This window comes from Sphingobacterium sp. ML3W (genome assembly GCF_029542085.1).
GTDB lineage: Bacteria > Bacteroidota > Bacteroidia > Sphingobacteriales > Sphingobacteriaceae > Sphingobacterium.
In genome coordinates this window covers 733,391-759,323 of the sequence record NZ_CP107036.1, presented here as the reverse complement: position 1 = coordinate 759,323, position 25,933 = coordinate 733,391, and the positions used below count along the sequence as shown (strand labels likewise).

General features: G+C 39.2%; 23 protein-coding genes. 13 read left to right on the top strand and 10 right to left on the bottom strand.

The genetic code is table 11. The features are described from left to right. The 3 genes from OGI71_RS03165 to OGI71_RS03155 all read left to right on the top strand — a co-directional run bounded on the left by OGI71_RS03165 (position 1) and on the right by OGI71_RS03155 (position 3,740). Positions 1-2,709: a GH116 family glycosyl hydrolase gene (locus OGI71_RS03165; RefSeq protein WP_282253844.1), complete on the top strand. Its 2,709-nt coding sequence runs from the start codon at positions 1-3 to the stop codon at positions 2,707-2,709. Beyond that, positions 2,706-3,296 (top strand): hypothetical protein, encoded by a 591-nt coding sequence (locus OGI71_RS03160; protein ID WP_282253843.1) that lies wholly within the window; start codon positions 2,706-2,708, stop codon positions 3,294-3,296. Before OGI71_RS03165 ends, OGI71_RS03160 begins: the two co-directional genes overlap by 4 nt. A 279-nt stretch (positions 3,297-3,575) precedes the next feature. Beyond that, positions 3,576-3,740: a hypothetical protein gene (locus OGI71_RS03155; RefSeq protein WP_282253842.1), complete on the top strand. Its 165-nt coding sequence runs from the start codon at positions 3,576-3,578 to the stop codon at positions 3,738-3,740. 62 nt (positions 3,741-3,802) lie between these two features. Here OGI71_RS03155 and OGI71_RS03150 read toward each other — a convergent pair whose 3' ends face one another. After that, the gene (locus OGI71_RS03150) at positions 3,803-4,645 is read right to left on the bottom strand and encodes an AraC family transcriptional regulator (protein WP_282253841.1); all 843 of its coding nucleotides are present in this window, start codon (positions 4,643-4,645) and stop codon (positions 3,803-3,805) included. 94 nt (positions 4,646-4,739) lie between these two features. Here OGI71_RS03150 and OGI71_RS03145 point away from each other — a divergent pair, with 94 nt between their 5' ends. Next, positions 4,740-5,132: a DoxX family membrane protein gene (locus OGI71_RS03145; RefSeq protein WP_282253840.1), complete on the top strand. Its 393-nt coding sequence runs from the start codon at positions 4,740-4,742 to the stop codon at positions 5,130-5,132. Between the two features lie 3 nt (positions 5,133-5,135). Next, positions 5,136-6,083 (top strand): polysaccharide deacetylase family protein, encoded by a 948-nt coding sequence (locus OGI71_RS03140; RefSeq protein ID WP_282253839.1) that lies wholly within the window; start codon positions 5,136-5,138, stop codon positions 6,081-6,083. Between the two features lie 91 nt (positions 6,084-6,174). On the opposite strand, the gene OGI71_RS03135 is transcribed toward OGI71_RS03140, so the two are convergent. Next, positions 6,175-6,618, bottom strand: coding sequence for a GNAT family N-acetyltransferase (locus tag OGI71_RS03135; RefSeq protein WP_282253838.1), 444 nt, complete (start codon positions 6,616-6,618; stop codon positions 6,175-6,177). Positions 6,619-7,224: 606 nt separating this feature from the next. Between OGI71_RS03135 and OGI71_RS03130 the strand changes: the two genes are divergently transcribed. Beyond that, positions 7,225-8,400, top strand: coding sequence for an ROK family protein (locus tag OGI71_RS03130; protein ID WP_282253837.1), 1,176 nt, complete (start codon positions 7,225-7,227; stop codon positions 8,398-8,400). 333 nt (positions 8,401-8,733) lie between these two features. Here OGI71_RS03130 and OGI71_RS03125 read toward each other — a convergent pair whose 3' ends face one another. Then, positions 8,734-9,651 (bottom strand): endonuclease/exonuclease/phosphatase family protein, encoded by a 918-nt coding sequence (locus tag OGI71_RS03125; RefSeq protein ID WP_282253836.1) that lies wholly within the window; start codon positions 9,649-9,651, stop codon positions 8,734-8,736. Positions 9,652-10,192: 541 nt separating this feature from the next. On the opposite strand from OGI71_RS03125, the gene OGI71_RS03120 reads away from it, so the two are divergent. Further along, a complete protein-coding gene (locus tag OGI71_RS03120; RefSeq protein ID WP_282253835.1) occupies positions 10,193-11,176 on the top strand; it encodes a glyceraldehyde 3-phosphate dehydrogenase NAD-binding domain-containing protein in 984 nt (327 codons plus the stop codon). 130 nt (positions 11,177-11,306) lie between these two features. Here OGI71_RS03120 and OGI71_RS03115 read toward each other — a convergent pair whose 3' ends face one another. Continuing rightward, positions 11,307-11,429, bottom strand: coding sequence for a hypothetical protein (locus OGI71_RS03115; RefSeq protein ID WP_282253834.1), 123 nt, complete (start codon positions 11,427-11,429; stop codon positions 11,307-11,309). Between the two features lie 265 nt (positions 11,430-11,694). Between OGI71_RS03115 and OGI71_RS03110 the strand changes: the two genes are divergently transcribed. The 4 genes from OGI71_RS03110 to OGI71_RS03095 all read left to right on the top strand — a co-directional run bounded on the left by OGI71_RS03110 (position 11,695) and on the right by OGI71_RS03095 (position 18,992). Continuing rightward, positions 11,695-14,745 carry a SusC/RagA family TonB-linked outer membrane protein gene (locus OGI71_RS03110; RefSeq protein WP_282253833.1) on the top strand — a complete coding sequence of 1,017 codons (3,051 nt, stop codon included), beginning with the start codon at positions 11,695-11,697 and terminating at the stop codon, positions 14,743-14,745. An 11-nt stretch (positions 14,746-14,756) separates the two neighbouring features. Next, on the top strand, positions 14,757-16,385 hold the full coding sequence (locus OGI71_RS03105) for a SusD/RagB family nutrient-binding outer membrane lipoprotein (RefSeq protein WP_282253832.1): 1,629 nt from the start codon (positions 14,757-14,759) through the stop codon (positions 16,383-16,385). 356 nt (positions 16,386-16,741) lie between these two features. Further along, positions 16,742-18,283, top strand: coding sequence for a protein adenylyltransferase SelO family protein (locus OGI71_RS03100; protein WP_282253831.1), 1,542 nt, complete (start codon positions 16,742-16,744; stop codon positions 18,281-18,283). Positions 18,284-18,383: 100 nt separating this feature from the next. After that, the gene (locus tag OGI71_RS03095; protein WP_282253830.1) at positions 18,384-18,992 is read left to right on the top strand and encodes a hypothetical protein; all 609 of its coding nucleotides are present in this window, start codon (positions 18,384-18,386) and stop codon (positions 18,990-18,992) included. Positions 18,993-19,149: 157 nt separating this feature from the next. On the opposite strand, the gene OGI71_RS03090 is transcribed toward OGI71_RS03095, so the two are convergent. From OGI71_RS03090 to OGI71_RS03070, 5 genes are all read right to left on the bottom strand, one after another. Next, a complete protein-coding gene (locus tag OGI71_RS03090) occupies positions 19,150-19,758 on the bottom strand; it encodes a hypothetical protein (RefSeq protein WP_282253829.1) in 609 nt (202 codons plus the stop codon). 426 nt (positions 19,759-20,184) lie between these two features. Beyond that, positions 20,185-20,979: a hypothetical protein gene (locus tag OGI71_RS03085; protein WP_282253828.1), complete on the bottom strand. Its 795-nt coding sequence runs from the start codon at positions 20,977-20,979 to the stop codon at positions 20,185-20,187. A 3-nt stretch (positions 20,980-20,982) separates the two neighbouring features. Further along, complete coding sequence (locus OGI71_RS03080; protein WP_282253827.1) at positions 20,983-21,642, bottom strand: ElyC/SanA/YdcF family protein; 660 nt, start codon at positions 21,640-21,642, stop codon at positions 20,983-20,985. 67 nt (positions 21,643-21,709) lie between these two features. Continuing rightward, the gene (locus tag OGI71_RS03075; RefSeq protein ID WP_282253826.1) at positions 21,710-22,849 is read right to left on the bottom strand and encodes a hypothetical protein; all 1,140 of its coding nucleotides are present in this window, start codon (positions 22,847-22,849) and stop codon (positions 21,710-21,712) included. Between the two features lie 228 nt (positions 22,850-23,077). Further along, positions 23,078-24,055, bottom strand: coding sequence for an NmrA/HSCARG family protein (locus OGI71_RS03070; RefSeq protein WP_282253825.1), 978 nt, complete (start codon positions 24,053-24,055; stop codon positions 23,078-23,080). A gap of 104 nt (positions 24,056-24,159) precedes the next feature. On the opposite strand from OGI71_RS03070, the gene OGI71_RS03065 reads away from it, so the two are divergent. Beyond that, positions 24,160-24,537, top strand: coding sequence for a helix-turn-helix domain-containing protein (locus tag OGI71_RS03065; protein WP_282253824.1), 378 nt, complete (start codon positions 24,160-24,162; stop codon positions 24,535-24,537). Between the two features lie 152 nt (positions 24,538-24,689). On the opposite strand, the gene OGI71_RS03060 is transcribed toward OGI71_RS03065, so the two are convergent. After that, complete coding sequence (locus tag OGI71_RS03060; protein WP_282253823.1) at positions 24,690-25,076, bottom strand: helix-turn-helix domain-containing protein; 387 nt, start codon at positions 25,074-25,076, stop codon at positions 24,690-24,692. A 109-nt stretch (positions 25,077-25,185) separates the two neighbouring features. Here OGI71_RS03060 and OGI71_RS03055 point away from each other — a divergent pair, with 109 nt between their 5' ends. Beyond that, on the top strand, positions 25,186-25,788 hold the full coding sequence (locus tag OGI71_RS03055; RefSeq protein ID WP_282253822.1) for an NAD(P)H-dependent oxidoreductase: 603 nt from the start codon (positions 25,186-25,188) through the stop codon (positions 25,786-25,788). The last annotated feature ends 145 nt before the right edge of the window (positions 25,789-25,933 follow it).

The following is a 25,933-nucleotide window of genomic DNA, read 5'->3' as shown; positions in this document are numbered from 1 at the left end:
ATGAATAGAAGATCCTTTTTAAAAAGTTCTAGTTTACTAAGTACAGCATTACTACTTGCCCAGTTCCCAAGCTGGGCAAGCAGCATCTTTGCTTGGGATCAGCCCCTGCATAATATTACTGCCGATAAGAGAATCAATCCCAAGTGGATTGAACAGCTCTATAAGCGGGGTCAGAAAACCCGTTATTACAAGAGCAAAAACGAATTACAATACATCGGAATGCCCGTCGGAGGACTTCACGCGGGAACGGTCTATGCCGGTGGCGATGGACGTCTCTGGCTCTGGCAGATCTATAATGAGACCTATGAAGGAATCAAGGAAGGTATAGAACCAAAGCTTGTACAATGGTATAATGGTCGCGAGTACGTCAATATCAGGCCTCGTGACGGTGCGGCATATATTGAGCCTGCAATAGCCGATAATTTAAGGGTACTGGAACAAGGCTTTTCTGTAACCATATCGGGAAATGGAAATGTCCAGACACGCGAATTACGTAAAGAACACTGGGATGAGGTCATTTTTGAATCGGCATACCCCAGCTGCAAAATCATCTATTTGGCAGAGGATTCACCCCTCGACATCGAATTACATATCTATTCGCCATTTATTCCATTAGATGCGGAGAACTCATCGTTGCCAATGACTACGATGCATCTGAAAGCAAAAAATAAGACCAAACACAAAGTTCAAGTGGCCTTTTGTGCCTGGCTGGAAAACGGAGTGCACAAACCTCGCAAAGAATTTAAAGGGGTTACAAAGCTTGCACAGGTAGTATCCATCGAAAATGTACAAAGTATACTTTATTCCTGTGAGGGTGTTCCCCAAGCCGAAAAACTGGCGGGAGACTATGGTACCATGGCACTTTACTGTGATGCCGTTGACGCTACCGCAAATGCTATGGTAGACTCCTGGCCCTTCGATCCGGCGCAAAAGAAATTTGGCAAAGAGTCAGCATCTGTGCCATTCGACCAGCTCCAAATCGGGAACATAATAGTCCAACGTGAGATCTCTCCGCAAAGCACCGATGCTGTATCCTATGCCATCAGTTGGCATTTCAACAATCCCCACCCTCTGTTGCGTGAAAAGATCAAAGATGCACAACAAGGCTATTGGTATGGCACCAAGTTTTCAGATGCTAGTGATGTTTTAAAATATTATCACCAACATAGAGACGATCTAAACAAATTTACATTAACTTGGGTCGAGACTTGGTACAATTCGACACTCCCCCACTGGTTTCTGGACCGTACACTGGTTAATATCGGCACCCTGGCTACTGCAAATACCTATCGTTTTGCCAGTGGTCGCTTTTGGGCTTGGGAAGGTGTTGGTGCCTGTGCAGGTACCTGTACCCATGTATGGCAATATGGACAAACAATGAGTCGCCTCTTTCCTGAACTTGAACGAAATCTTCGCGAAACTACGGATCTAGGTGTTGGCTTCGTCCCTGAAAGCGGGGCTATCATATTCCGCGCAGAATATGAGACTCGCCCTGCTATTGATGGTCAAGCTGGGGTGATACTCCGTTTTTACAGGGAACACCAAATGTCGGAAGACAACGGTTTTCTGGCTCATAACTGGCAAAAACTCAAAAAAGCTGTTCAATTCATCATCGATCAGGACAGAAATGGTGATGGTATGACCGACACTCCGATGGAAAATACACTTGATGCAGTCTGGGAAGGTGAGATTGCCTGGATCGTAGGTTTATGTCTTGCAGCAGTTAAAGCTGCCGAACTGATGGCAATTGAAATGAATGATCAGGTATTCCAAAAAACATGTGCACAATACGTCAGTAAAGGAATGACAGCAATGGATACAGAATTATTTAATGGAGAATACTATATCCATCGGCCAAACAAGGAATTTGGTCGGAAAAAACTGGGTTCCTATAACACTTGCCATATCGATCAGGTATATGGCCAGGCCTGGACATTTCAGGTCAATCTGCCCCGGATAAATAGCGTTGAGAAAACACGCTCGGCCTTAAAGGCATTATGGAACTATAATTTCACCATGGATGTAGGACCTTATATCCGAACGCACCTTAATGGCAGACCCTATGCCTTATCCGGTGAAGGTGGTATGGTCATGAATACGAATCCGAACAATGAAACTGCAGCTTATGGCGAAGATATTACATGGCAACTTGGTTACTTTCACGAATGCATGAGCGGGTTTGAACATCAGGTTGCTGCTCATATGATGGCTGAGGGAATGGTGGAGGAAAGTCTGATCTTGACTCGTTGCATCCATGAGCGATACGATGCCGCAAAACGCAATCCTTATAATGAGATCGAATGTAGTGATCACTACGCGCGAGCAATGGCTAGCTACGGTACTTTTATAAATGCTTGCGGATACCAATATCATGGTCCTAAAAAACATCTTGGTTTTGCCCCACGAATGCAACATGCGGACTTCAAAGCCGCTTTTACTGCAGCAACCGGCTGGGGAACTTATCAGCAAACCCAGCGGTCTTCCTTTGAAGCTATGATATCCCTGACATATGGATCGCTGGGTTTACGGACTTTGAGTATTGGTCACCTTTCCAAACCGCCGCGCCAAACAAAAAATCTTAAGATAAGATTAAATGGTAAAGCTGTACAAGTATCGGAGACAGAAGTCATCCAACAACAGCTAAAATTAATTTTCACGAATGAATTGACACTTCAGACGGGAGACAAACTAAACATCACTTGGTCATGAAAAAGATAACAACCTATTTGCTTGGATTTTTCTGCTTTGGCCTCCTTATTGGCAGTTGCCAAGCGCCATTATCTCAGTCGACTGAGAAAACTGTGGTAAAAGATAGTAGCTGGCAAAATCAAATGGAAGCAACATTACCTCTATTGGGTCACCGCAACTGGATATTGATCGTAGACAAAGCCTATCCAGCACCGAGTAGCGCCAATGTCACTATCATCAATACTGCACAGGATCTATCAGAAGTAGTACAACAAATGGATAGCCTATTGAAAACACAGGACCATATCCGACCGATTGTCTATCAGGATGAAGAACTTGCTAATATCGACGAACAACTTGTCCCCGGAGTGGATACCTTTAAAAAGAAAATTGGTACCATTTTCGGTTCAGATATCCATGTCATCCCCCACGCGTCTGTTTTCAAAAAAATAGATGACGCATCCAAACTGTTTAACATTGTCATTCTCAAAACAGCGTCCGTATTGCCTTATACTTCCTTGTTCATTGAGCTTGACTGCAAATATTGGGACGCAGACAAAGAACAGGAACTACGTCACCGCATACTAAAGAACAGAAACAAAAAATAAGTATTAACTACGAAAATTAACAAATTGAATTTCATGTTGGCATTGGTCATCACACTCTTATTCTGGCGACCAGCTGCTGCACAGGAGATCAACAAAAGTATAAATAGGTTTTTAATCAATATCATATTAAACGGTCAATAATGTATTAGCTCTGTTATAATAAATCAAGCATTTTGATACTTGTGAGAAGCTCGATAATAATTGCAAATACTTTTATTAAAATATTCTTTAGCGTATCTTTCAACTTGATAAAATATGGGGTTGAACAATAATATGTTTATGAGGTATCATATTATTGAGATGATCAATTGGAGCTTTTTACTGAAACAAGAAGGCTATGGCGGGCAATGGAATTTTATTGATTTGCCATATCCTTTTGTTTTGATGTGTATAGCAAAAGAATGGTGCTACGGAAACTATCGGAGGACAACAAGTTATATGTAAGCGGTACGTGGGAGATACCGAACAGTCTGATATTTGCAATAAGCAAAGGATTTCACATGGATTTATAAATGTCCACTTTTTTCGAGTAGTCTTTTCCTAAAAGTTGTGGGACTTACACCATACTCTTGATGGAACATCTTGTTGAGGTGGCTGGTATCCGTAAATCCGAAGTCTAGCGCGATTTCGCTAATTCGTCTGTTTGTATGTATCAGTGCTGCTTCAATCATTTGGAGCCTGTAATGGCGGATATACTTTTGCAGGCTTTCTCCCGTCTCCTTTTTAAAATACTCCCCCACATAGTTTGGCGACAAATGAAAATAGGAAGCTAGCTCTTCAATCTTTAGTGCCCCTGGCCGTTTGATATTTTGGTGTACATATCCAAGCATTGACAATGGATGAGATGGTTGATAAGGATATGCCGTTTGAACGGATGCAATATTTCGTGCAGCGATGGAAATGACGGTGTTCAGCAACTGTTGGATAACTTCCTGATGATGGGGGCCTCCATTTTGCTGTTCCCTTAACAGAGCCTCGGTCAAAGCTCTTACCATTGGCTTATCAGTAACAGTTTTAAGAATACAGCCAGGCAAATGATCATAATTGTAAAAGATGTATTCAAGCTTCTGGACCCATTCTCTATGCTGAGTTTTTAAGTAACTTTCATTAAATCTAATAAAGCAGAAACTCGTTGTTATGGCTATACGAAAGGAGTGCGAATCCTGTGGAAAAATTAAAAAAAGCTTATCGCTATCATAAGGAAGCTCATGCTCATTGATAATCTGAACACCACTTCCTTCCAAAATAAAAACCATTTCGAAATAGGTATTTTTATGAGGAACGGCAGTATGCTCATTTAATGTGAGCAGCTCGATTTCAAATGGCCTATGCAATGTTTTTAACCTCATCCTGTTTTTTTACCGATAATACCTCCAAATATACCGATTTCAGACAGTAGATTGATGCAATTTTGAATCATCAAATAATAATTAAAATAAGATAATGGATAAAACAGTTTTCTTACTCCTTCGGCTGGGCATTGCCATCAGTTTGTTTGGACACGGTCTTGTACGGCTACCTAAATTAAATGCTTTCAGCCAATGGATGATCGCCAGTTTTGAAAAATCCTTTTTGCCAAAAGTTATGGTACTACCCTTCAGCTATGTACTACCTGTGGCAGAATTCACGGTGGGCCTGTTTCTATTGATTGGTTTGTTTACAAAACCTGCACTAATCATGGGAGCGGGAGTATTGCTTATCCTGCTTTTTGGTACAGCCATGATTGAGAACTGGGAAGCGATTCCCTCTCAGTTACTGCACCTTGCTTTTTTTGCCCTGCTGCTACAATTTATTCAGAGCAACTCTTGGGCCTTAGATAAACTTTTCAATCTTTAATCCATGACCACAAGACGCACATTTATTAAACAAACCGGAGCGCTTGGTACGTTGAGTGTATTGCCTTTTGCAAATAGTTCGAGTAATCTCCAAGACAGATCTCCAGTAAAATATAATTCCAAATGGTCAGACGGCTCCAGATTGATCGTCTCCATATCCATGCAGTTTGAATCTGGCGGACAGCCCGACAATGCAGAAAGCCCCTTCCCACAGAATATGGAAAAGGGCTTTAAAGATCTTCCTGCCGAAACTTGGTATCAATATGGCTATAAGGAAGGTATTCCCAGAATGCTTGATAACTGGGACAGGCTTGGAATCAAAGTTACATCACATATGGTCGGTTCTGCCGTACTCAACAACTCGCAACTGGCAAAAGAAATTGTCGAAAGAGGTCACGAAGCGGCAGCACATGGAATGAACTGGAGTAAACAATATAATCTTCCTTATGAGGAAGAAAAGAAATTCATACAGGATGGCGTAGAAGCGATTATGCAGTCAACTGGATTTCGTCCCGTTGGTTATAACGCCAACTGGTTGCGACGTGGCGAGAATACACTAAATATTCTACAGGATTTGGGTTTCAAATATCATATTGACGATCTGAGCAGGGATGAACCTTTTATTATCAAAGTAAAAAACAAGGACTTTGCGGTAATACCTTATACACTTCGCTGCAACGATATCCAATTGATTGCTGGTGAACATTACTCAACCGATCAATTTGCACGGCAGGTTAAAATGGAATTTGATCAACTTTATCAAGAAGCTGAAACCAAGCGCAGACAACTGTCGATCAGTTTTCATGACAGAATTGGCGGAACGCCGCAAATGGTGAATGCCACCGAACAGATTATCCGTTACATGCAACAGCACAAGGGTGTAAGCTTTAAACGGAAAGATGAAATTGCAGACCTGATCTTGAAAGACGAAACTGCGATAAGGGAACATTAGCTTCTCAAATAAATAATAAAAAGCGCCACTTGGTTTAAAGCGGCGCTTTTTGTCCGTTGAGTTGTAATAGTCACGACATGACCAAAAAGCTTTAAACCGCCGACTCCTTCCATTTTTTGAAAGGCATTTCGAATTTGACTTCACCTTTACCATGAGTTCCGATTTCCCTCCACCCGGCTTTTCGGTAAAAACGTTCTGCTCTCGTACCGGGTGCGGTTCCCAGCCATACTGTATGTTCTGTTTGGTTAAAGTACCAGTCCAGCATAATATCGTGCAGTTGTTTCCCTATTCCCCGTTTCTCATATTCCGGATGTACAAATAACGCCCAAATATTATGTTCAGCCAGATCCACTATTGCAAAACCAACAATATTATTGTTAATTTCAAACACCCATCCTTTGCCTCTTTTTATTATAAAATCTTGACAGTCCTGATCAGTTACCAGACCTGGATCCGATAATGGATTTTCCTTTACAGCATTCCTTACTATTTGCATCTGTGGAATATCCGACACTCTTGCTTCTCTTAAATTCATCTATTGATTTTTATAGGTTATAAGACACAATGTACACAATTATTGGAATTTCTCATTTAGAAATTTTTCGGATCTAAAACGACTTTTGAACTCCCCCTCTCTTTTGGTAATATACAATTGGTCTAGATTTGATATTAATTGCATTGTCCGGAGTTGTATATGGATCAGGTCTACTACAAATTGAATAAATATCTCCACAACAACGTGCGCATACTTTTATCGTTGTGTACCATTATCGTACGATTCAAAAGTTCTAATGTCCGTTTTCGGACATCTAATAGGAGAAAACAAAGGAAATATGCTTTAAACCGGCCTTTTGACGTTGGCATTATAGTTGACCTCGGATAAAATATGTTTGAAGGATTCTTTATAATAGTTCGACAAGCTGTTAAAACTTACTTTATTTATGCTGTTGAGCTTCCTCAAAATAGTCTTACCTGTTTTCTCCCACAATGAGATCTACATAATATTGAATATAAATAAAACTCTATTTACTATTGCCTACAGCCTAGTTGGTTCGCCGAACTAGAATTTATCATACTCATGTGCATTTACAGCCATATAGGTATTCAATGCAAATATACAATCACTTACTGAAAGCTAAATATGAATCCATTACATCAGGTTATCGTTAAAACACTCTATTTTTCGGGCACACTGTCCATCGCAGAACTCAGCAAAAATATAGGAAAAAGCATACCTAATACAACCAATAGTATCCAGTATCTTCTTGAAAAAAAAATCATCACTTGTGAAGGCCTCGCGCCATCAACTGGCGGACGTAGAGCGACTAGTTATTCGTTGAACGGAAAGAATCTACCTTTTATATTGGCTATTACCATTGATCAATATAGCTTCACTATTACTTTATTGGATCTTTCAAACAACATCGTAAAAAATTCCTCACAGGAAACAATAAATCTACAGCTAGACAGCAATCTACATGTAAGAATTTTGGAACGAATTGATCATTATTTAGCGGATCAATTAGCTGCAAAAATACTAATTGTGGGAATTACTATGCCAGGTTTCGTTAATTCGGCTAAAGGTATAAATACATCCTATTGCGAACAACATCCTCTTTTTAATATAAGAGATATAATTCAGCAGCATCTGAAACGCCCTGCATATATCGAAAATGATTCTGCAGCTATCGCCATTGCGGAGCATAATTTTGGCAAAGCCAAGGATACTGAAAATGCATTGGTTATCAATCTCAATTGGGGAGTTGGCATGGGCATGATTTTAAAAAATGAACTATTTAGAGGTAGTGTTGGATTCGCTGGCGAGTTTAGTCATATTCCGCTGTCAGATCAAAATAAACTATGTTCCTGCGGCAAGAAGGGATGCCTCGAAGTTGAAGCATCTCTTCTTGCCGCGGTCGAGTGTGCCAGTTTAAAACTTGATGCTGGAGAGGTGTCAATACTCAGCGAACTATACCAACGGGAACGAAAAATCACATTAGATCAATTGATGGAAGCAGCTATAGGTGGTGATCAACTAGCGATTAATTCCTTTTCTAGGATAGGTTATATGCTTGGAAAAGGTATTGCTACGCTAATACATATTGTCAATCCAGAAAAAGTGATTATTAGTGGAACTGGTGCAAGAATCGGGCAGATACTGCTTCCGCAGATTCAGGCCGCTGTCGTCGAATTCAGCATCAATCGCCTGTCAAAACATACGAGTATTGAAATATCATCCTTACTCAATGTGCAGCTGATGGGAACGGCTTCTATAGCAATATTAGCATTAAATGGAGAGACGTTAAATATTAATTAATATTTAGTACTTATGTAGATTTCGGATAAATCTTTGTAACATCCCCATCTGCAGAGTGATTGAAAAGGCAAAAGCCTCACCAAGTATATCGTCTTTGATCGCTGGAAACCTTTTAATTAATTCTTTCACAAATTCAGCTGATGAAATCATAAAACTTCAATTATTATTGAAACAATAAACACCCCACTAAGGTTAATAGTACGGTTATCAACAGTAGTACATGACTAATATTGACAGCTCTGTTGGTTTCCCTATTTATTAACTTCCATACAGATTGAGCAGGTATACTAAATATATACTTGAGTTTTATAATCGATGTGATTATGATCGTTGTTACCTTATTTTAAATGTTGTCACGACAAAACCATGATCAGAAGGGTATAAAATTTCTTTACCATTCAGTTTTATGGTCTCATTAAAAAATGCTTGATAAGACTCAGATTTTATCGCTTTTAACATTGGACTCTTGTAAAATATATAATCGATCCGATGGTTATCATTTTCACCTTTCGTATGCCATGTAATACCTGGATGTGTGATGGGATTTGAGTTCAAGGTTCTATAAGTATCCATCAATCCAATATCTGCCAATACTTTTGTTGAATACCAGGGGACCACCAGATTATTATGCATTTTCTTCGTATTCTTGCCCCAATCCAAATGAGAAGGGGTATTTAGATCTCCACCAAGAATCATTGGTATTGAATCCGCTTGTGCAGCATACTTTTTTAAACAGGGTAATACCTTTTGTATCATTTCGTATTTAGCACCCGATCTTTCCCAAACAAGAAGCTCTTCGGCTGTTTTACCCAACTTTTCGGGTTCGTTTTCCCATGGTAAATAATGAAACCAGTTCGAGAAAAATCGGATCTTTTGGTTTTGGATGATAATTTCTCTTCCGCCCAGATAAAAAGGAAATTCAGTATCAATCCGTTCCCCAAAAGGATATCTTGATATAATTGACAGATTAACTTTCTTATCATTTAAGGCTGTTCCTTCAGGAGCAATTAAATGAAAATTGTAGCCTAAGGAATCGGCTATTTCTTTACCAGAACCGTAAGTTTCTACCATCAATATGACATCCGGATTTATTTCTCTTATAATCTGTACCGCATGTGCTTTGCCGTTCTCGCTATCATTGGCTCCGTGCAAGATATTCCATGCCATCACCTTAAAGGTTTCAGGTTGCTTTTGAGCTTCGCCGTTAAAACAAATAAATGCGAATATTAAAAAGAGAATAGTGAACTTCATTGTCTGTTTTTATTAATTTAAAAATTTTAGAAGATTCATAAATGAATTTCAGAGCCAAGATTAATCAAAAAAATAAATATGTACAAACATTTAAAATTCGACAAAAGCAGCTCTTTATAACCAAAGCTGAATAACCAAAGCTGATGTTAGCGAAAATAAAAATGTGAACGGCTTTCTATGTACAGATAGAATTATTTAATATTATCTGCAAATATCTTTTATGCCAATTCCATCTCTAGGGTTTATTCCCTTTCAAAGACGCGTCAAATTATGGTTTTAGATTGTTTTTTGCCAATTTTTGACGAAAAAGAATTGACAAATGTAATTGACTTTTTTTTATTTATAATCAGCATGTTACGAAATACCACAGTTGCGAATAGCTGCAGCTATAACGATGGACAGTTTAATAATCAGTAAAAACTACGAAGTGACTTTAGCAAAGGGAATTTATTGACCAATGTCAATCTTTTTTATCGGAAAATAGAAGAACTTAGACATACATTAAATAGAAAAAAATATAAATAGAATTAAAAGGAATGTTATGAAAAAGATTGCTATTAATGGATTTGGCCGCATCGGACGTGCCGCTTTAAAAATAATAACTGAAACTGCCGACCTTGAGGTTGTCGGAATCAATGATCTGATGAGTATAGAAAACGCTGCCTACCTGCTTAAATATGACAGTAATTATGGTAAATATGAAAAAGATATACGTATCGAGGGAGATACACTTGTAGTCGACGGAAAGGCTGTTAAATATACAAGCATAAGAGAAATTGAAAAATTACCCTGGAAAGATATTCAAGCTGATATCATCATCGAAAGTACGGGTATTTTCACGAACAAAGCCGATGCTGAAAAACATTTGACGTCCGGAGCAAAATTTGTAGTCATCTCGGGTCCTACCAAAGATACGCCTACTGTTGTCCATGGGGTAAATACCGAAGATGGAAAGGTTTCTGTTTTTTCATGCGCAAGCTGCACGACCAACAATATCAGCCCGATCATCGAAATATTAGGAAGAAAGATAGGAATCAAAAAAGCAATTCTAAATACCACACACGGTTATACTGCTTCACAGGCACTTGTAGATGCTCCTTCAAAAAAAGAACCGCGTATGGGAAGGGCTGCAGGAATTAACCTTGCTCCTGCTGCTACCGGTGCTGCGATAGCGACTACAAAAGCACTTCCGCAATACGCCGGAAAGTTTGACGGCATAGCAGTTCGGGTACCTGTTCCGGTGGGATCCATATCCGATATTACTTTTATTGCCGAAAGGCTCACAACGATCGAAGAGATAAATCAAATTTTGATCGATGAATCTAAAACTGATCGCTATAAAAAGGTGCTAACGGTAACAGATGAACCCCTTGTATCTACAGATATCATCAAAAGTCCGTTTGCAGCGACAGTTGATCTGGAAATGACAAGAGTTGTCGATGGCGATCTTGTGAAAGTAATGGCCTGGTATGATAATGAATGGGGATTTACCAATCAAATGATTAGACAAATACAAGCTATTTAAAGCAATCGCAATGAAAAGCTGAACATAAAAGACCTTTCAATAATTTGGAAGGTCTTATCTTTTATATTTAGGTATTTTGAGTTAGCCCTCTCTCAAATTTACGCAATTCTCGAGATAGTGTCTAATCCCTTTAGATAATTTCACCCGAATTTATTTTGCCGATAATCTTGTTGTCGGTATCCCGCACCGCTTCTGACACTGGCTCTCCATTCATTTCGACAATCGAAATAGTTATGGGTTTACTGACAAGCATTTGTCTCTAAATTTACCATTGAAAGACTCTCTAAGATATCAAGGCAGCTACTTGAGGAAGATACCCTTAATGGCAGATTAACCTATATAATTGATTATCAGATACTTTTAACATGTTAAATTTTTTCAAAAAAAGTCTTTTTTATTGCGTAACTTTTTCTTTACATTTATGTAGGCAATACTAAAGTTGATTCGGCTTGTCGGCGTTTGCATCTTCATCTACTTGGGTCAAACACAATTTTTAACCAATTTTTAATTACATGATTATGAGTAAAATCTTGTCTTTTTTACTTCTATGGCTAGTGATCATCCCATTAGCCCATGGTCAACAACGGACGCTAAAAGGAAGCCTTGTTGACCTCGCCACTAATGCACCTTTGGGAGGTGCAACGGTCCGCCTCGAATCTACCAACGTCGGAACCTCTACCGACGATCAGGGGAAATTCACGTTAAATGTACCTCAGGGTGCAGTCAAGCTGCTGGTGACACTCGTTGGTTATGAAGATGCAAGGCGTACCATAACGGCACAAGAAAACGACATCAGCATCAAGATGACGAGCAAATCGTCTTCCCTGGAGACGGTCGTGGTCACAGCTTTAGGTATTCAGCGGAAGGCCAAAAGTCTAACCTACTCGACGCAGGTCGTAAAAGGTGACGAACTGACCAAAGTAAAGGATGTCAATCCCATGAATAACCTGACAGGTAAAGTCTCGGGCGTGCAGATCAACCGCAGTTCGTCGGGTATGGGTGGATCCGTGAATATTGTGCTACGTGGATTTAAATCAAACCGCAACAACCAGCCTTTGTATGTCATTGATGGTCTCCCGATCACAAATACAAACGGTAGTGGCAACGATGGCGCCTTCGGTGGAGCTACCGATCGTGGTGATATCCTGAGTACCTTGAATGCTGATGACATCGCGAGCATCAATGTTCTGAAAGGTGCATCAGCCTCTGCATTATACGGCAGCCAGGGTGCCAATGGTGCAATTATGATCACCACAAAAAAAGGAGCTGAGGGAAACTTGAAAATTGATCTCTCCAGCGGTTTCACGGCTGACAAAGCTTTTTACCTGCCCAAATTGCAATACCGCTATGGACAGACCACACCTTCGAGCGAGGAAAGCTGGGGTGAGAAAGGTAATTTCGCTGATCCTGTAAAAGATTTCTACAATACCGGAACAACTTTTATCAATACCTTAGCCCTGAGTGGCGGAACCAATCGCATACAGAGCTATTTTTCGTATGCCAATACAAGCAACAAGGGAATTCTGCCAACCAACACGTTTAAGCAGCATAGCGCCACCTTTCGAAATTCGATGAACTTCTTTGACGATAAACTCTTCTTTGATGGAAGTCTGATGTATTCGCGTCAGAATATCCATAACCGCCCTTCCTCAGGTTTGTACTTCAGCCCGATAGCGGGTTTATACTTGTTTCCTAGAGGACAGGATTTTGATAAATATAAAAATTTCGAATATTTCTCCGAAAGCCGCAACTTCTATTTGCAGGACTGGTGGAATATCAATGCCGACGCTAAACTTACCGGAACGCATCATCAGCAAAATCCTTATTGGGTGCTCAATCGCATTCCTACGGATCAAAAAAGGGATAATATTATCGGACAGGCTCAATTCCGTTATGTCTTGACAGATTGGCTGTCTGTAAGTGCCCGCGGAACCTTGAACAAGCGTTGGGATCATTGGGAACGCCGGATATATGCGGGAACACAGGGCGTACTGTCGGGCCTGCCTATCGATGGTAAGCTTGGCGACAATGGCCGTTATAATATCGATCGAAGCGAAAGTACAGCCTTATATGGCGATCTATTATTAACCGGTAATAAACAATGGGCCGAACAGCTTGATTTAAATTTTACAGCAGGTACCTCAATCAATGACTTACGTTCAAATGGCACTGTTTTAGACCTGGCTCGACTCGCCATAGCCAATAAGTTTCTGATGAGCAATATCTATCGTGATGCCCCTATGCAGTCAGCGACTGAAACCATATCACGTCGACAGATCCAGTCTTTATTTGCTTCGGCCAATTTGGGCTACCGCGAAAAAGTTTACCTTGATTTAACGGCTAGAAATGACTGGGCTTCTACCCTAGCTAATACACCCAAGGAACATAAGGGCTATTTTTATTGGTCGGCAGGTGTATCAACAGTCCTGAATGAATTATTCAAATTGCCAAGCTTCATTACCTACAGTAAGCTCCGTCTATCTTTTGCCCAAGTTGGGAACGATGTTGCCGCCTATAGTACAATCCCTGTAAACACCTTAAATACGGGCATTCTGACCCCAAATGTATCGGGGCCCTACATGGGAATACCATTGAAACCCGAAATCAGTAAAAGTATCGAATTAGGTTATGAAGGCCGTTTTTGGAAAGATCGTATCAATCTGGATATCGCACTTTACAAAACCAATACCAGAGATCAATATTTTGAGTATCAGGGACCCGTGGGCGTTGTTAACACGACCGTATTTTTGAATGCAGGAAATGTTGAGAATAAAGGTATTGAAGCGGCTCTGGGTGTAACTGCAATAAAAAAAGAGCATTTTAACTGGAACACGGGATTTAATTTTACTGCCAACCGCAACAAGATTCTAAAATTAGCGCCTAACCTGGGAAATACTTACCCCATGGGCGGAAATTTTAATGTCCTTCGTCTTGGCGGTTCCTTTGGTGATTTCTGGGCTCCTATGTTCAAGCGCGATCAAAACGGGATAATTATCGTTGATGACAATGGCCGGCCACAGATCGCTCCTGCGGGATATATCGGCAATAATACACCCAAAGCCATTGTGGGATGGACCAACAATGTTACTTACAAAGATTTTGGTCTGAGCTTTACGATAGACGGCCGGTTCGGCGGAAAAGTAATTAGTATCACCGACGGCTACCTCAATTCCTTTGGTGTAAGCGAAGAAAGCGCGGCAGCAAGGGATCGCGGCGGTGTTGACATTGCAGCTGTTAAAATGGACGGCACAGCTTGGGAAGGCCTTCTTCCGGCACAGGCTTACTACAGTGCAGTAGGCAACCGTGATGGTATCATCGAAGGTCAGCTTTACAGCGCCACAAATATTCGGATGCGTGAAATTGCTTTAAGCTACAAGCTTCCTATTAAATGGCAAGGCATCAAGCAGGCCTCCATATCACTGACAGGACGGAACTTATTTTTCTTTCGTAACGATGCCCCTTATGATCCTGAACTCAATACAACTACGGGTGTCGGAGGCCAGGGCTACGATAGCTTTGCCCTTCCAACGACCCGCAGTTATGGTTTAAATCTCAAGGTATCCTTTTAATAACGTAGATCATGGACAATACAATCAAATTTTTCCCTTATAGCAGATTCATCTGCATCTTGCTCGCTACCTGCTTGCTAACGGGCTGTACCAAAAACTTCACTGAATTAAACACGAATCCTGCAGGTGTAACGGACGAAGAGGCAAATGCTGACTATGCACTAGTCGCCTCATTTTTGGCCCAGGCACAACGTGATATTATTCCCGAAAACGTCGGTGAATATCAGTTGGCCAATAACCTCTGCAGTGACACCTATGCGGGATACCTTACTCCCCCAACTCCCTTCGTCGGAAACGCGAATAACGTTACCTATAGCCTAGTACCAGGCTGGTATCAGGCTATTTTTGTAGATCGCTACATCAAAGCCATGAATCCGCTTTTCCGTGTGGAACGCGACACCCGTCAAGATAAACGGCTTCAGGATATCTTCGCTTTTGCCAAACTTCTGAAAGTATCGGCTATGCATCGCACTAGTGACAAAGTTGGCCCCATTATTTACAGCAAATATAATATGCCCAATGAAAATGGACAGATCGATTACGATTCGCAGGAAAATGCATACAAAAACTTCTTTTTGGACCTGGATACGGCGACAACGATCTTAAAAGATATCCAGAATAATCCAAAATCCGCAGCAATGGCCAAGTCTGATATGGCTTATACAGCGGATAATTATAAGCGTTGGCTACGCTATGCAAATACGCTGCGTCTACGACTGGCGATACGTATCGTTGCCATAGCACCCAATATTGCAAAAACGGAGGGTGAAAAAGCACTCAATCCTGCCAATGGTGGACTACTTGAGGTAAACGCCGACAACTGCATTATCGGGCTCAGTACGGATCACCCCTTAAATACCATCACTGGTGCATGGGGTGATACACGCATGAGTGCGCCCGTAGAATCCATACTCGGTGGTTATGATGATCCACGCATGGCAAAATTATTTGACCTTGCAGCGGATCCCCTGGTAGCTGGGCAGTATAAAGGCATACGCTCAGGTATAAATATAGATGGCAAAAGCCGTTATGAAAACTATTCGAAGCTCCGAGCTTTTCCGAATCAGATGCAATTAATGATCGCCGCTGAAAGCTGGTTTTTGAAAGCAGAAGCTGCGCTGCGCGGCTGGTCCAATGCAGGAACAGCAAAGACCAACTACGAAACCGGTATAGACCGTTCCTTCGAAATGTATGGACTAAGCAGCCAGGTTACGGCTTATAAGAATAATAGCACGAGCAAACCCAAAGCGTATGTTGACCCAAAAGCTATTAAAGCTGGTGAAAATAACGTAGCTATTGGCTCTCCTTATTTGAGCACGATGACTATCCGCTGGGAGGACGGAGACTCGAATGACAGGAAACTTGAGCGCATCATAACACAAAAATGGATCGCCATGTTTCCGGATGGTGATGAAGCCTGGGCAGAATACCGTCGTACAGGTTATCCCATTTTATTTCCTAACATTGTAAATTTCAGCGGGAACACCATACCTACAATTCCAGGCATCCGCCGCATGCCTTATCCGCAACGTGAGTATGATAGTAATAATCAGTCTGTCACAGCTGCTTTACAGCTATTGAACGGCCCCGATAACGGTGGTACACGACTGTGGTGGGATGTGGCGAACAAGCATTTTTAGAAAAACTTTTTCATTCATTTTTTAACATAATGGCCGGTTGATTGCCGGCTATTATGTTAAAAATTCAAGATTATTCTAAGATCTTGAACAGGGAGTTTATCCCTAAGAATTTCAGATTTGTTAAGGCGAGGGTTTATCTCCAGCGGATAATGCCCATTATCACTTTCGTTATCAGTTTGACAGCATGGCAAAACACATCTACTTTTGTCAGAATCACTTATCACCGCGGAATTTATCTGGAAAATATTTAAACAGAATATTGCCGCTTAACTCTGTTAATAACTTCTCTTTTAGAATATACAAGACCTTTCCATAATTTGGAAGATCTTATCTTTTATAATTAATATCTTTGAGGTATGAATATCGAAAACATCGGACAACCTTTCCTCAAAAAATTTCCCGGAGATTTTTCCAATAATCCTATGCAGAGAAGCACGCCAAAAGTTTTATTTGCCACGATTAAACCTGCCGGCTTTGACCAGCCTCAATTAATTACTTTTAACGAGGCTCTTTCTGAGGAAATAGGGCTGGGAAAATTTGAAGAAAAAGATCTTAATTTTCTGGTGGGATCTCAGCTTCCTGACAATATTCAGACCTACGCGACAGCTTACGCTGGACATCAATTTGGTAACTGGGCAGGACAGCTAGGAGATGGAAGAGCTATTCTCGCAGGAGAAATTACCAATGCAGCGGGTAAGAAAACAGAGATCCAATGGAAAGGAGCTGGTGCAACTCCTTATTCAAGACGTGCAGACGGAAGAGCTGTATTGCGATCTTCTGTACGCGAATACATGATGAGTGAAGCCATGTATCACTTAGGTGTACCCACTACCAGAGCCTTGAGTCTGGCCTTTACAGGAGAAGATGTTATTCGGGATATCATGTATAACGGTAATCCACAGCACGAAAAAGGGGCCGTAGTGATAAGAACGGCCGAAAGCTTCCTCCGTTTTGGGCATTTTGAACTGATGTTTGCCCAGGGTGAACACAAGTTATTGCAGGATCTGCTTGATTTTACGATTGAAAATTACTTTCCTGAAATTGTTTCATCCGATCTTCAGAAATATAAAGATTTTTTTGAAAAAGTATGTACCCGCACGGCAGACTTAATGGTAGAATGGTTCAGAGTAGGTTTTGTTCATGGCGTAATGAACACAGACAATATGTCTATCTTAGGTTTAACGATTGACTATGGTCCCTATTCCATGGTAGATGAATATAATTTAAATTTCACTCCGAATACAACGGATCTTCCGGGAAGAAGATATGCATTTGGAAAGCAGGGACAGATTGCACACTGGAACCTCTGGAAACTTGCAAATGTCCTTCAGCCGATAATCAATGATGAAAAATTCCTGGAAAGCACGCTAAATAATTTTGGTACTTTTTTTTGGGAATCCCATGACAAAATGCTTTGCAAAAAATTCGGATTTGACGGGCTCAGAAAAGAGGATGAAGACTTTTTCACCAACTGGCAGGGCTTAATGCAAGAGTTGGAATTTGATCATACTCTATTCTTCCATCAATTAGAAAAAATAACTCCAGATACGGATCTAATGGAACATTTCAGCCCGATAGCTTATACTATTTTAAATGAAGAAAGGCTCGGAAAACTTACAGACTTCATTCAACAGTACCAATCCCGTCTACATTCAAATACAATTTCAAAGGAAGAATCCCTGGAATTAATGAAAACGACAAATCCTAAATTTATACTGAGAAACTACCTGCTTTACCAGTGTATTGAAGAAATTAGTAATGGGAAAACAGAGATGCTACTCAAACTAACTCAGGCTTTAGAAAATCCATACCAAGAACTATTTCCGGAATTTTCTGTAAAGCGCCCATCCAGCTATGATGACACCGCAGGATGCTCTACACTTTCATGTAGCTCGTAACAGCAATAACCTATTTTTGCTTCACAAGCATTGGGACAAAACAGTCAGTGAGAGATTTTGGCATAGATATAGTACTGAAATAGAAACAAGTAATCGCATAATGAATAAGCTATACATTATCCTCGTTCTTCTTATTCTCCAAGGCTGTACGATGCATAAAAGTAGCATGACACCTGTACAAAAGCATAAACACAAGATCTACGATGATGAGTCAGTGCAACAAGACTATGTTTCTATTTTAAAAACAATTTTGTCTGATGATTCGGCTGCTATCAAGCTGAAACGTGAGGGAGAGCAAACTGCGTTCATCCATCAAAAGTTTAAGAGAGATTCTATCTCTTCTTTGCATGACAGGAATTATGTTTTTTACAATGTCGATCCACAGAAACTGATGAAAATGCTAGGTAATCAACCCAAAGACTCTCTGGATATGCTTGATCAGATGAGCGACAGAAAGGAAGTCATCCCAATTCCAGCCGCTATTGAAGCCGCGTATGCTGTAGATGACGCCAATAAATACAGGATGAACCGTAATCAAAGCATTTATTATCTTCATCTCCCTATTATGGCGTATAACAGGAAAAGAGCGTATGTTCCGGTTGACTATATATGCGGTAGTTTATGCGGAAATGGTAATGCGTTTTTGCTTGAAAAAGTGAACGGTCAATGGGTAATTATACGACGTTTCTTTAATCTCTGGATTGCTTAAACAAAGGATACAACCGTAACATCAAGATTTTTTCAAACGCTCGTTTTCTCTCCTTATGCTCTTCCACAAGTCTTATTTAATCCACTTTTACAGTTTCCCAATTTATGGCAAGCGCCAAACTGATTTGTTTATCCTAAGCTGTCGGCTGCTGCCTTTTTTATTCTAAATTATAAAAGCACTGACTTCCTATCGCACCGCCACCATATTCTAGCACAAGCCTATCATGTACCTTAATGTACATGCAACCGTCGTCGTAACGCATTTTTAAGCTATCGGGAATTGGTTTGTCAAAAACATTGAAAGAATACATTCCCATTCCACTTCTTTGAAAACTTATTCTACACGGCTCTCCACTCGCAATTCCGATACAATTTGCTTGATCTAATTTCTCTTTAAGAGTTTTTAAAGTTTCTGTTGTCCAACCAAGTTTTTGTAATAAGGTGTCTGCTTTACCTGAATTAATTTTTACATCCCAATTATTTTCGAAATTGCCTTCCACCTCTACATGAAAAATACCTACAGTATTATTGTTCTCAAATTCTATATGAACAAATTTTTCAGGTGGGACTATTTTGTTTATATAATTTTTGACTTCATAAATCTCAGCCTTTTTTTCTTCAAAGTTTTCTTTTAGTTCCGTTACCGAATAATCTTTATCAAAACCACCAAAAGTGGCAATAGCTATACAGAAAAAAACTACAAAAATTGCAAAAATTACACCCCCTATCCCACATAAAATCAAAAATGCTTTTAGAATACCATTCATTTGTCTGTTGTATATTGTTTTGATAAGGTTATGGCCCTTTCTCAAATTTATGCAATTCTCGAAATATGGTGTTTAATCTCTTTAGATAATTTCATCCGTATTTATTTTTCAGAGAATCTTGTTGTTGGTGTCCCGCACTTCTTCAATCTGGATATTTTTTTAATAAAATAAAGAAATAACTAACTTTGGGGATGCATACAATTGATTTCAATCTGTGGTTAATGACTTTTTGGCCAATTATTGGTCTTGTTTTAAGTATATTTTTCCTCTACTTGATTTATAGAGCTATCGTTTGGCTGATCAGGAAGTGTATAAGAGAAGAGCTAGCTAAAACAGAAAAAAACACTCAAAAATCTTGATATAAGCAAATTGAAATAGTGTCAGTCGCAAAAGCTTTTTGATAGTATTTGATTTTAATTGACTGCATTAAAATAAGATTTGGTACAAACCCACACTAGGAGAAAAAAAGTACTGTTTGCCTTTTAATTTTACGGTTTTGGGCATTGTCATATCATCGCACTTAAAGCGTTGTTTTTTCAGTTCATAATATGCTAAATAATCCGGACTGGGCAGTTTGCCATTGCGCCAACCAATCAAAACATCGTCATCGAATTTAGGAATTTCAGTTTTTGCCATATCAAGTTCGCTTTTAAAAAGATCTGTTTGTCTAACGACCAAGGTCTGGTTGATCACTTGAAATACATCGCAGCGCTCTGTGTTCACGATCGTGTAGGGACAAGGTTTGAGCCCATACGGTTTCAGCATTTCTACCTCGTATTTATTTAAAGCGTTCATCTGCAAGCTGTCGTTCAGATCTTTCAATTCTTCTGATTTTTTGCGCAGGCTATCTGCAATAACCACCGTTTTAAAATCTTCTTGTTTTCCATAATCTGGATAGAAAAACTTCTTGCCGTTGAAATATAGATTTCCTTGTTTATCGATGTAAAATGGCTTTTCCCAATCGTAAATCTTTTCAAAAAGCATATTTTTATCTACATCAATAATCTTTACGGGCGAGTTACTGTTGTCGGGCTTTAAAAGTATTCTATCGTCGTTTAAAAAAACTAGCCTACTTAAGCCAGTCATATCAGTAACTTTTCTGAACTTGCTTTCATCTTTTAGCAACTCAATCAGTTGAGGCACATCTGGGTGTTTATCTTTTTTAGGGATAGGATTACAACCTAAAAACATAAGTGATGCGAAGAAAAGAAGGTATCTCATAAGCTATTCTTTCGTATAATTTGATTTTCCATTTACATCAACCGGTTCACCTAGATACTTTGGTTTTCTGCCCCTTATAATATCCAAAACGGCTTTGGTGACGGATAGTTTTTCCCGAAATGCATAGTATTTATAACCTGGATAAACACCCCTATCTGCACTATAGCCGAATGATTTTATGCCCAATTTATCGCCTAGATAAATACATCTGTTCAGGTGGTATTTCTGAGATACCAAGATTGCTGTATCAACATGAAAAATATGTTTTGCACGGTACATAGTCGAGTAGCTATCAAACCCAGCATAGTCAATGAAAATTTTTGTGGTATCGACACCGTTTTTCTGACAATATAACTTCATTACCGTGAGCTCATCGTATTCATCTCTTCCGTTATCTCCCGACAGCAATATTTTATCCACTTTATTATTTTTGTACAGTGAAATCCCAGCATCCAACCGATCTTTTAAATACCTACTGGGTTGATCTCCGTTTATACCAGCGCCAAAAATGATGACTACCTTCGTTTTTGGCACATCTTTAAGTTTGGTGAAAATCAGCTTTTCGGTTTGGGTTGTTACGTTACTGTTGGTTAACAAAACGAAAGCTAGAGCTATTAGACCTAGGATGATAACCGGTAAAAGGAACTTTTTAATCTTTTTCATGCGTTTGATTTTGCAACAATTTATAAAAATCGGTTTCTTTGCCTCTTCGGCAAAACTGCTCACAAAGCTATTTAATAAACATTCCATTAAGCAACATCTTATCATTAAAATTTAAGGTCACTTTATAGGGTGAAGTTTTAATTTCGATATAATTGACGAAATCAACCGGGTGATAGGCTATTTTCAGCTTTTTTAACAACTTTAGCACTTCTTCAAATTTTAAACCTGGTTTTAGGCCATTGTCAAATGTGATATCCACCTTTCTAAAGTCGTTGATGGCGTAGCCATTAATGAAGTTTTCCTTTGGATTATCGGGATTGCTTTTGCTTGCAGCAAAATAAAAATAGAAATCGTGATAGTTATTCTGATAATAGATTTCGTTCGTTTTTCCGGTAGTACCATCAAGTTCTATTATTCGTTCAAAACGTTTGTTTGTGGCTGATTTTAAAAAGTCTTCTTCCGTTGTTCTACCCACAATCACTCCATTAATGTTCCAATCCTTCTCAATTTTTATCGTAGGTTTCTCTTTCACATCTTCTGGCTTAGTCGCATTTTTCATCAAGTCTGCCATGTATTTTTCATTATTGCATCCGCCAAAATCAATTAAACCATTCATAATATCCCAGTAGCAAGTTTTAGACAGATCGGTATTGTTCAGTAGGATTAACCTGCTGTAGTCTGGAGCATAAAAAATAAATTTATTTTGGGTCTTTATATTCCAGTACAAACCGTTGTCGGTATTTGGATTTTTAGTACCCTTACCATATTTAGTCTCTAGTTTCTTTAAGATATTGGTCTGTATTTCTGGCGTTTTCAACTCAATTCTTACACCATAGATTTTACGCTTTGCATCGTAATTTTTTAAAGCTTCATTTAACTCTTTGGTATTTTTAGCTTGCTTGATGTCGATATGTCCGCCACCAAGGCGTGTAATGCTATCTGTTTTCAGTTTCTCCGATTCGATTTGAAAAATAATCCGCTGGCCTTCCAAATTAATTCCATCGAAACTATATCTCTTCGATTTCTCAACTTCCAACAACAAACTAAAAGGATACTCAACAGTTTCTACACCAATCAATAATGCGTCATCAAAGCTGCTGATTTTTTCAATCGGCTCGTTTAAGTTCAATGTCGCTAAATCTATTTTTTCATGACTTTTGCAAGAAAAAATTAAAGGTAAAATGGCTAGTAATAATAGTTTCTTCATGTATGATTATTCTAAAATGAAATATACTAATTGACAATGTCAGCTTTATTTTATACTCAAATTTAACTGTAAAACCTATAGGAAATTAAACGAATTATAATTCGCTGGAGACAAATTATCATCCGTAGGTATTTGCGGTTTTTTCGAAATTATCACACCTCGAAAAATATGTAGCTATTTTTTGCTGTAATGCTTTCCATCTGAGTTGATGTCTAGAATGAAGTGTAATCAAAACAAAAGTTTTTGACCTTTCCAACCTGTATTGCGAAGAAATTGCTCCCATGTAAAGCTTTGAGGATTTACCTGTCTACTCCATTCCAGATCACGTTCCTTACCGTAATACCCATACTCAATAACGTAACTTGCCATACCCAAAATCTCCCTCACCAAATCATCATTTGCCTCAAATTCTGGAAAGTGTTTAAGCATGTCCTCTTTTGTATGTGCCGAGGCATACTCAGCCTTTTTGCCTGTAACTTTTGTGAAAGTTTCCACTATTTCCCCAGGGGAGATCATATCTCCTACGACTGGAAGGGACTTACCTGAGTATTCAACAGGATTGGAAAATATTTCCAGAACTGCTGCTCCGGTAGCTGTAAGCGGATCAACAAATGGCGCCCGAAAATCTTTGGGTAAATAAATCGGGAACACAAGGCTGTCTCCTTTTACTTGCGGCGTATAAAATTCAAGCAGATTTGTGAAAAAGAAAGCCATGTAAATAAACGAGCTTGTCACGGGCAGCGTTCGGATATATTCTTCGACCCTGGCCTTGTCTGTAAAATGAGGGGCAAACAATTTTCCGCCTGATATTTTATCCACGTTTTCCAAACTGCTGAAAATAACATGCTGTACACCAGCTTCCACGGCAGCATCCGCCAACTCTTTCCCTAATTCAAATTCGTGGGTAGCTGGCGGGGCAATGTTTGGCGTCATCAAGAAAACGCCATAAGAACCCTTAAATACTTCTATAAAAGCCTTTTTATAGCCAAGATCAAGAGGCAGATTCAGCAGTTCAACTCCCTGCTCTGCCAGCTTAATCGCTTCTGCTGAATTGACCCTGCGGGTAATGCCTCGTACCCGATAAAGTCCACTTTCCACAAGTGAACGAGCGGCGCTCAAGCCTTGTTTGCCCAGCACACCAACGACGGTGATTATTGGTCGATCATCGTACTCCAAAGCGTCTTGTTTTTTTAATTTTGATATCATTGTTCATTATTTTAATTAACTATAATTTTTATAGTTGCAAAACTAATTTTAGCAAAGTAGATTTGCAATAACTATCAAAATAGATAGCTGCAAAAAAAAACAAAATGAAAATTGAATGTACCAGTGATTATGTAAAACTGAATGAGAAGAGCTACCCTTGTACGGTGAGTTTGACAATGGATTTAGTGGGAGGAAAATGGAAAGCGGTTATTCTGTATCATTTAAAGGACGAGGCCAAGAGGTATAGTGAACTTCGTAAAGAAATGCCATCCGTTACAGAAATGACATTGAGCTTGCAGTTGAAACAACTGGAAAAAGATGGGTTAGTGTCCAGGGAAGTATATGGTAAAAAACCTCCTATCAAAGTCATCTATAAATTAACCGATTTTGGTCAATCATTTGTTCCGGTTTTGGAGGCTATTACAGAGTGGGGTAATAAAGCTGTCAGTGAAAAAGGCGAGTTTGTGCAGGCAAAAATATAGCATCCTGTTTCTGTAGGATGATCTTGGACAAGATCATCACTATTTTCATTTCATATCGTAGGCAGTCTGGCAGACAGGAGGTTGGTTTTGAAAAGCAAAAATCAAAAACAACTTCATCATAGAAATATTCATCATAAGCTGACAGTTTAATTTTATTGATTTAAAAATGTTTCTGTCCGAATATTTTGTTTATGCATTTTTCCCCAATCCGAAAGTGCTATAATAACGTTTTTTAGGGTTCTGCTGTAATCTGTGGAAATATACTCTACAACCACTGGCGTTTGCTCAGCATGCACAACTCTTTTGACAAAACCGTTTAATTCAAGGTCTTTCAGTTCATTTGAAAGCACTCGCGCGGAGATCCCCTTAATATTTCTTTGAAGCTCATTAAATCTGATATTCCCGTTTTCCTGCAGAACAATAATAATCTTTAATTTCCATTTTCCACCGATAACATAAATTGCATCTTCAACAGAGGAAAGATTTTCGGAACATTTTGTAGCTGTAATGGGCTCCTCTAAATGAATTGTATTTTCCATGAGATTCGACTTTAAACTAACCTAAAGGTTACTACTAACCTTTTGATTACTACTAACTTTTAATAAGCTAATATACATAATTTTGTTAAAGAAATTTTAACAAAGAAAAATGAAAAACATACTTCACATTATTTCAAGTCCAAGAGCGGAGGTATCTGCAAGTAGAAAATTAGGAATTGCTGTTATTCAAAAAATTCAGGAAAAGTATTCCGATAGCATTGTAAAAGAACGCGATCTTACAAAAAGTAAAGTTCCACTTTTAGAGGAGGTGCATATAAATACGTTTTTTACACCCGCTGAAAATCATTCTGAAGAACAGCAATCAATCAGCAAATATTCGGAAGATTTAATTTCGGAATTAAAGGAAGCTGACATTATTGTCATTGATTCTCCAATGTACAATTTTTCGGTTCCCGCGACTCTGAGAGCTTACTTCGATTTTACTTCAAGGGCAGGATATACTTTCAAATATGATGAAAATGGGCCAAAGGGCTTGTTAAACGACAAGAAGCTTTACATCGCTTTTACCTCTGGAAATATCTATTCGGAAGGCCCTTACCAAATATACGACTCCAATATTCCTTACATCAAAAATATCTTTGGCTTTTACGGTGTTTCTGACATCAGTGTTTTCCGCGCAGAAGGTCTTTCAATTCCCGGAATAATGGAGACATCACTCGAAAGAGCAATCAATAACATTACCATTGATTAATATAAGATCTGATCAGAAATTAATCCTTGTCATTCAAATTTTGACAAGGATTTTTATCTGGCAGAGCAATCAGCGGTTAACAAGAAAATCGCAAATGTATTAAATACAGTTTCTCTCCTGCCGTATAAATGCTAGGATGGGAAGC

Coding starts and splice junctions, on each gene's coding strand:
- OGI71_RS03060 (WP_282253823.1), bottom strand. CDS start 25,076: ATGGAAAATACAATTCATTTAGAGGAGCCCATTACAGCTACAAAATGT.
- OGI71_RS03070 (WP_282253825.1), bottom strand. CDS start 24,055: ATGATATCAAAATTAAAAAAACAAGACGCTTTGGAGTACGATGATCGA.
- OGI71_RS03135 (WP_282253838.1), bottom strand. CDS start 6,618: ATGAATTTAAGAGAAGCAAGAGTGTCGGATATTCCACAGATGCAAATA.
- OGI71_RS03110 (WP_282253833.1), top strand. CDS start 11,695: ATGAGTAAAATCTTGTCTTTTTTACTTCTATGGCTAGTGATCATCCCA.
- OGI71_RS03145 (WP_282253840.1), top strand. CDS start 4,740: ATGGATAAAACAGTTTTCTTACTCCTTCGGCTGGGCATTGCCATCAGT.
- OGI71_RS03105 (WP_282253832.1), top strand. CDS start 14,757: ATGGACAATACAATCAAATTTTTCCCTTATAGCAGATTCATCTGCATC.
- OGI71_RS03115 (WP_282253834.1), bottom strand. CDS start 11,429: ATGCTTGTCAGTAAACCCATAACTATTTCGATTGTCGAAATGAATGGA.
- OGI71_RS03075 (WP_282253826.1), bottom strand. CDS start 22,849: ATGAAGAAACTATTATTACTAGCCATTTTACCTTTAATTTTTTCTTGC.
- OGI71_RS03055 (WP_282253822.1), top strand. CDS start 25,186: ATGAAAAACATACTTCACATTATTTCAAGTCCAAGAGCGGAGGTATCT.
- OGI71_RS03130 (WP_282253837.1), top strand. CDS start 7,225: ATGAATCCATTACATCAGGTTATCGTTAAAACACTCTATTTTTCGGGC.
- OGI71_RS03140 (WP_282253839.1), top strand. CDS start 5,136: ATGACCACAAGACGCACATTTATTAAACAAACCGGAGCGCTTGGTACG.
- OGI71_RS03120 (WP_282253835.1), top strand. CDS start 10,193: ATGAAAAAGATTGCTATTAATGGATTTGGCCGCATCGGACGTGCCGCT.
- OGI71_RS03125 (WP_282253836.1), bottom strand. CDS start 9,651: ATGAAGTTCACTATTCTCTTTTTAATATTCGCATTTATTTGTTTTAAC.
- OGI71_RS03095 (WP_282253830.1), top strand. CDS start 18,384: ATGAATAAGCTATACATTATCCTCGTTCTTCTTATTCTCCAAGGCTGT.
- OGI71_RS03100 (WP_282253831.1), top strand. CDS start 16,742: ATGAATATCGAAAACATCGGACAACCTTTCCTCAAAAAATTTCCCGGA.
- OGI71_RS03085 (WP_282253828.1), bottom strand. CDS start 20,979: ATGAGATACCTTCTTTTCTTCGCATCACTTATGTTTTTAGGTTGTAAT.
- OGI71_RS03160 (WP_282253843.1), top strand. CDS start 2,706: ATGAAAAAGATAACAACCTATTTGCTTGGATTTTTCTGCTTTGGCCTC.
- OGI71_RS03065 (WP_282253824.1), top strand. CDS start 24,160: ATGAAAATTGAATGTACCAGTGATTATGTAAAACTGAATGAGAAGAGC.
- OGI71_RS03155 (WP_282253842.1), top strand. CDS start 3,576: ATGAGGTATCATATTATTGAGATGATCAATTGGAGCTTTTTACTGAAA.
- OGI71_RS03150 (WP_282253841.1), bottom strand. CDS start 4,645: ATGAGGTTAAAAACATTGCATAGGCCATTTGAAATCGAGCTGCTCACA.
- OGI71_RS03165 (WP_282253844.1), top strand. CDS start 1: ATGAATAGAAGATCCTTTTTAAAAAGTTCTAGTTTACTAAGTACAGCA.
- OGI71_RS03080 (WP_282253827.1), bottom strand. CDS start 21,642: ATGAAAAAGATTAAAAAGTTCCTTTTACCGGTTATCATCCTAGGTCTA.
- OGI71_RS03090 (WP_282253829.1), bottom strand. CDS start 19,758: ATGAATGGTATTCTAAAAGCATTTTTGATTTTATGTGGGATAGGGGGT.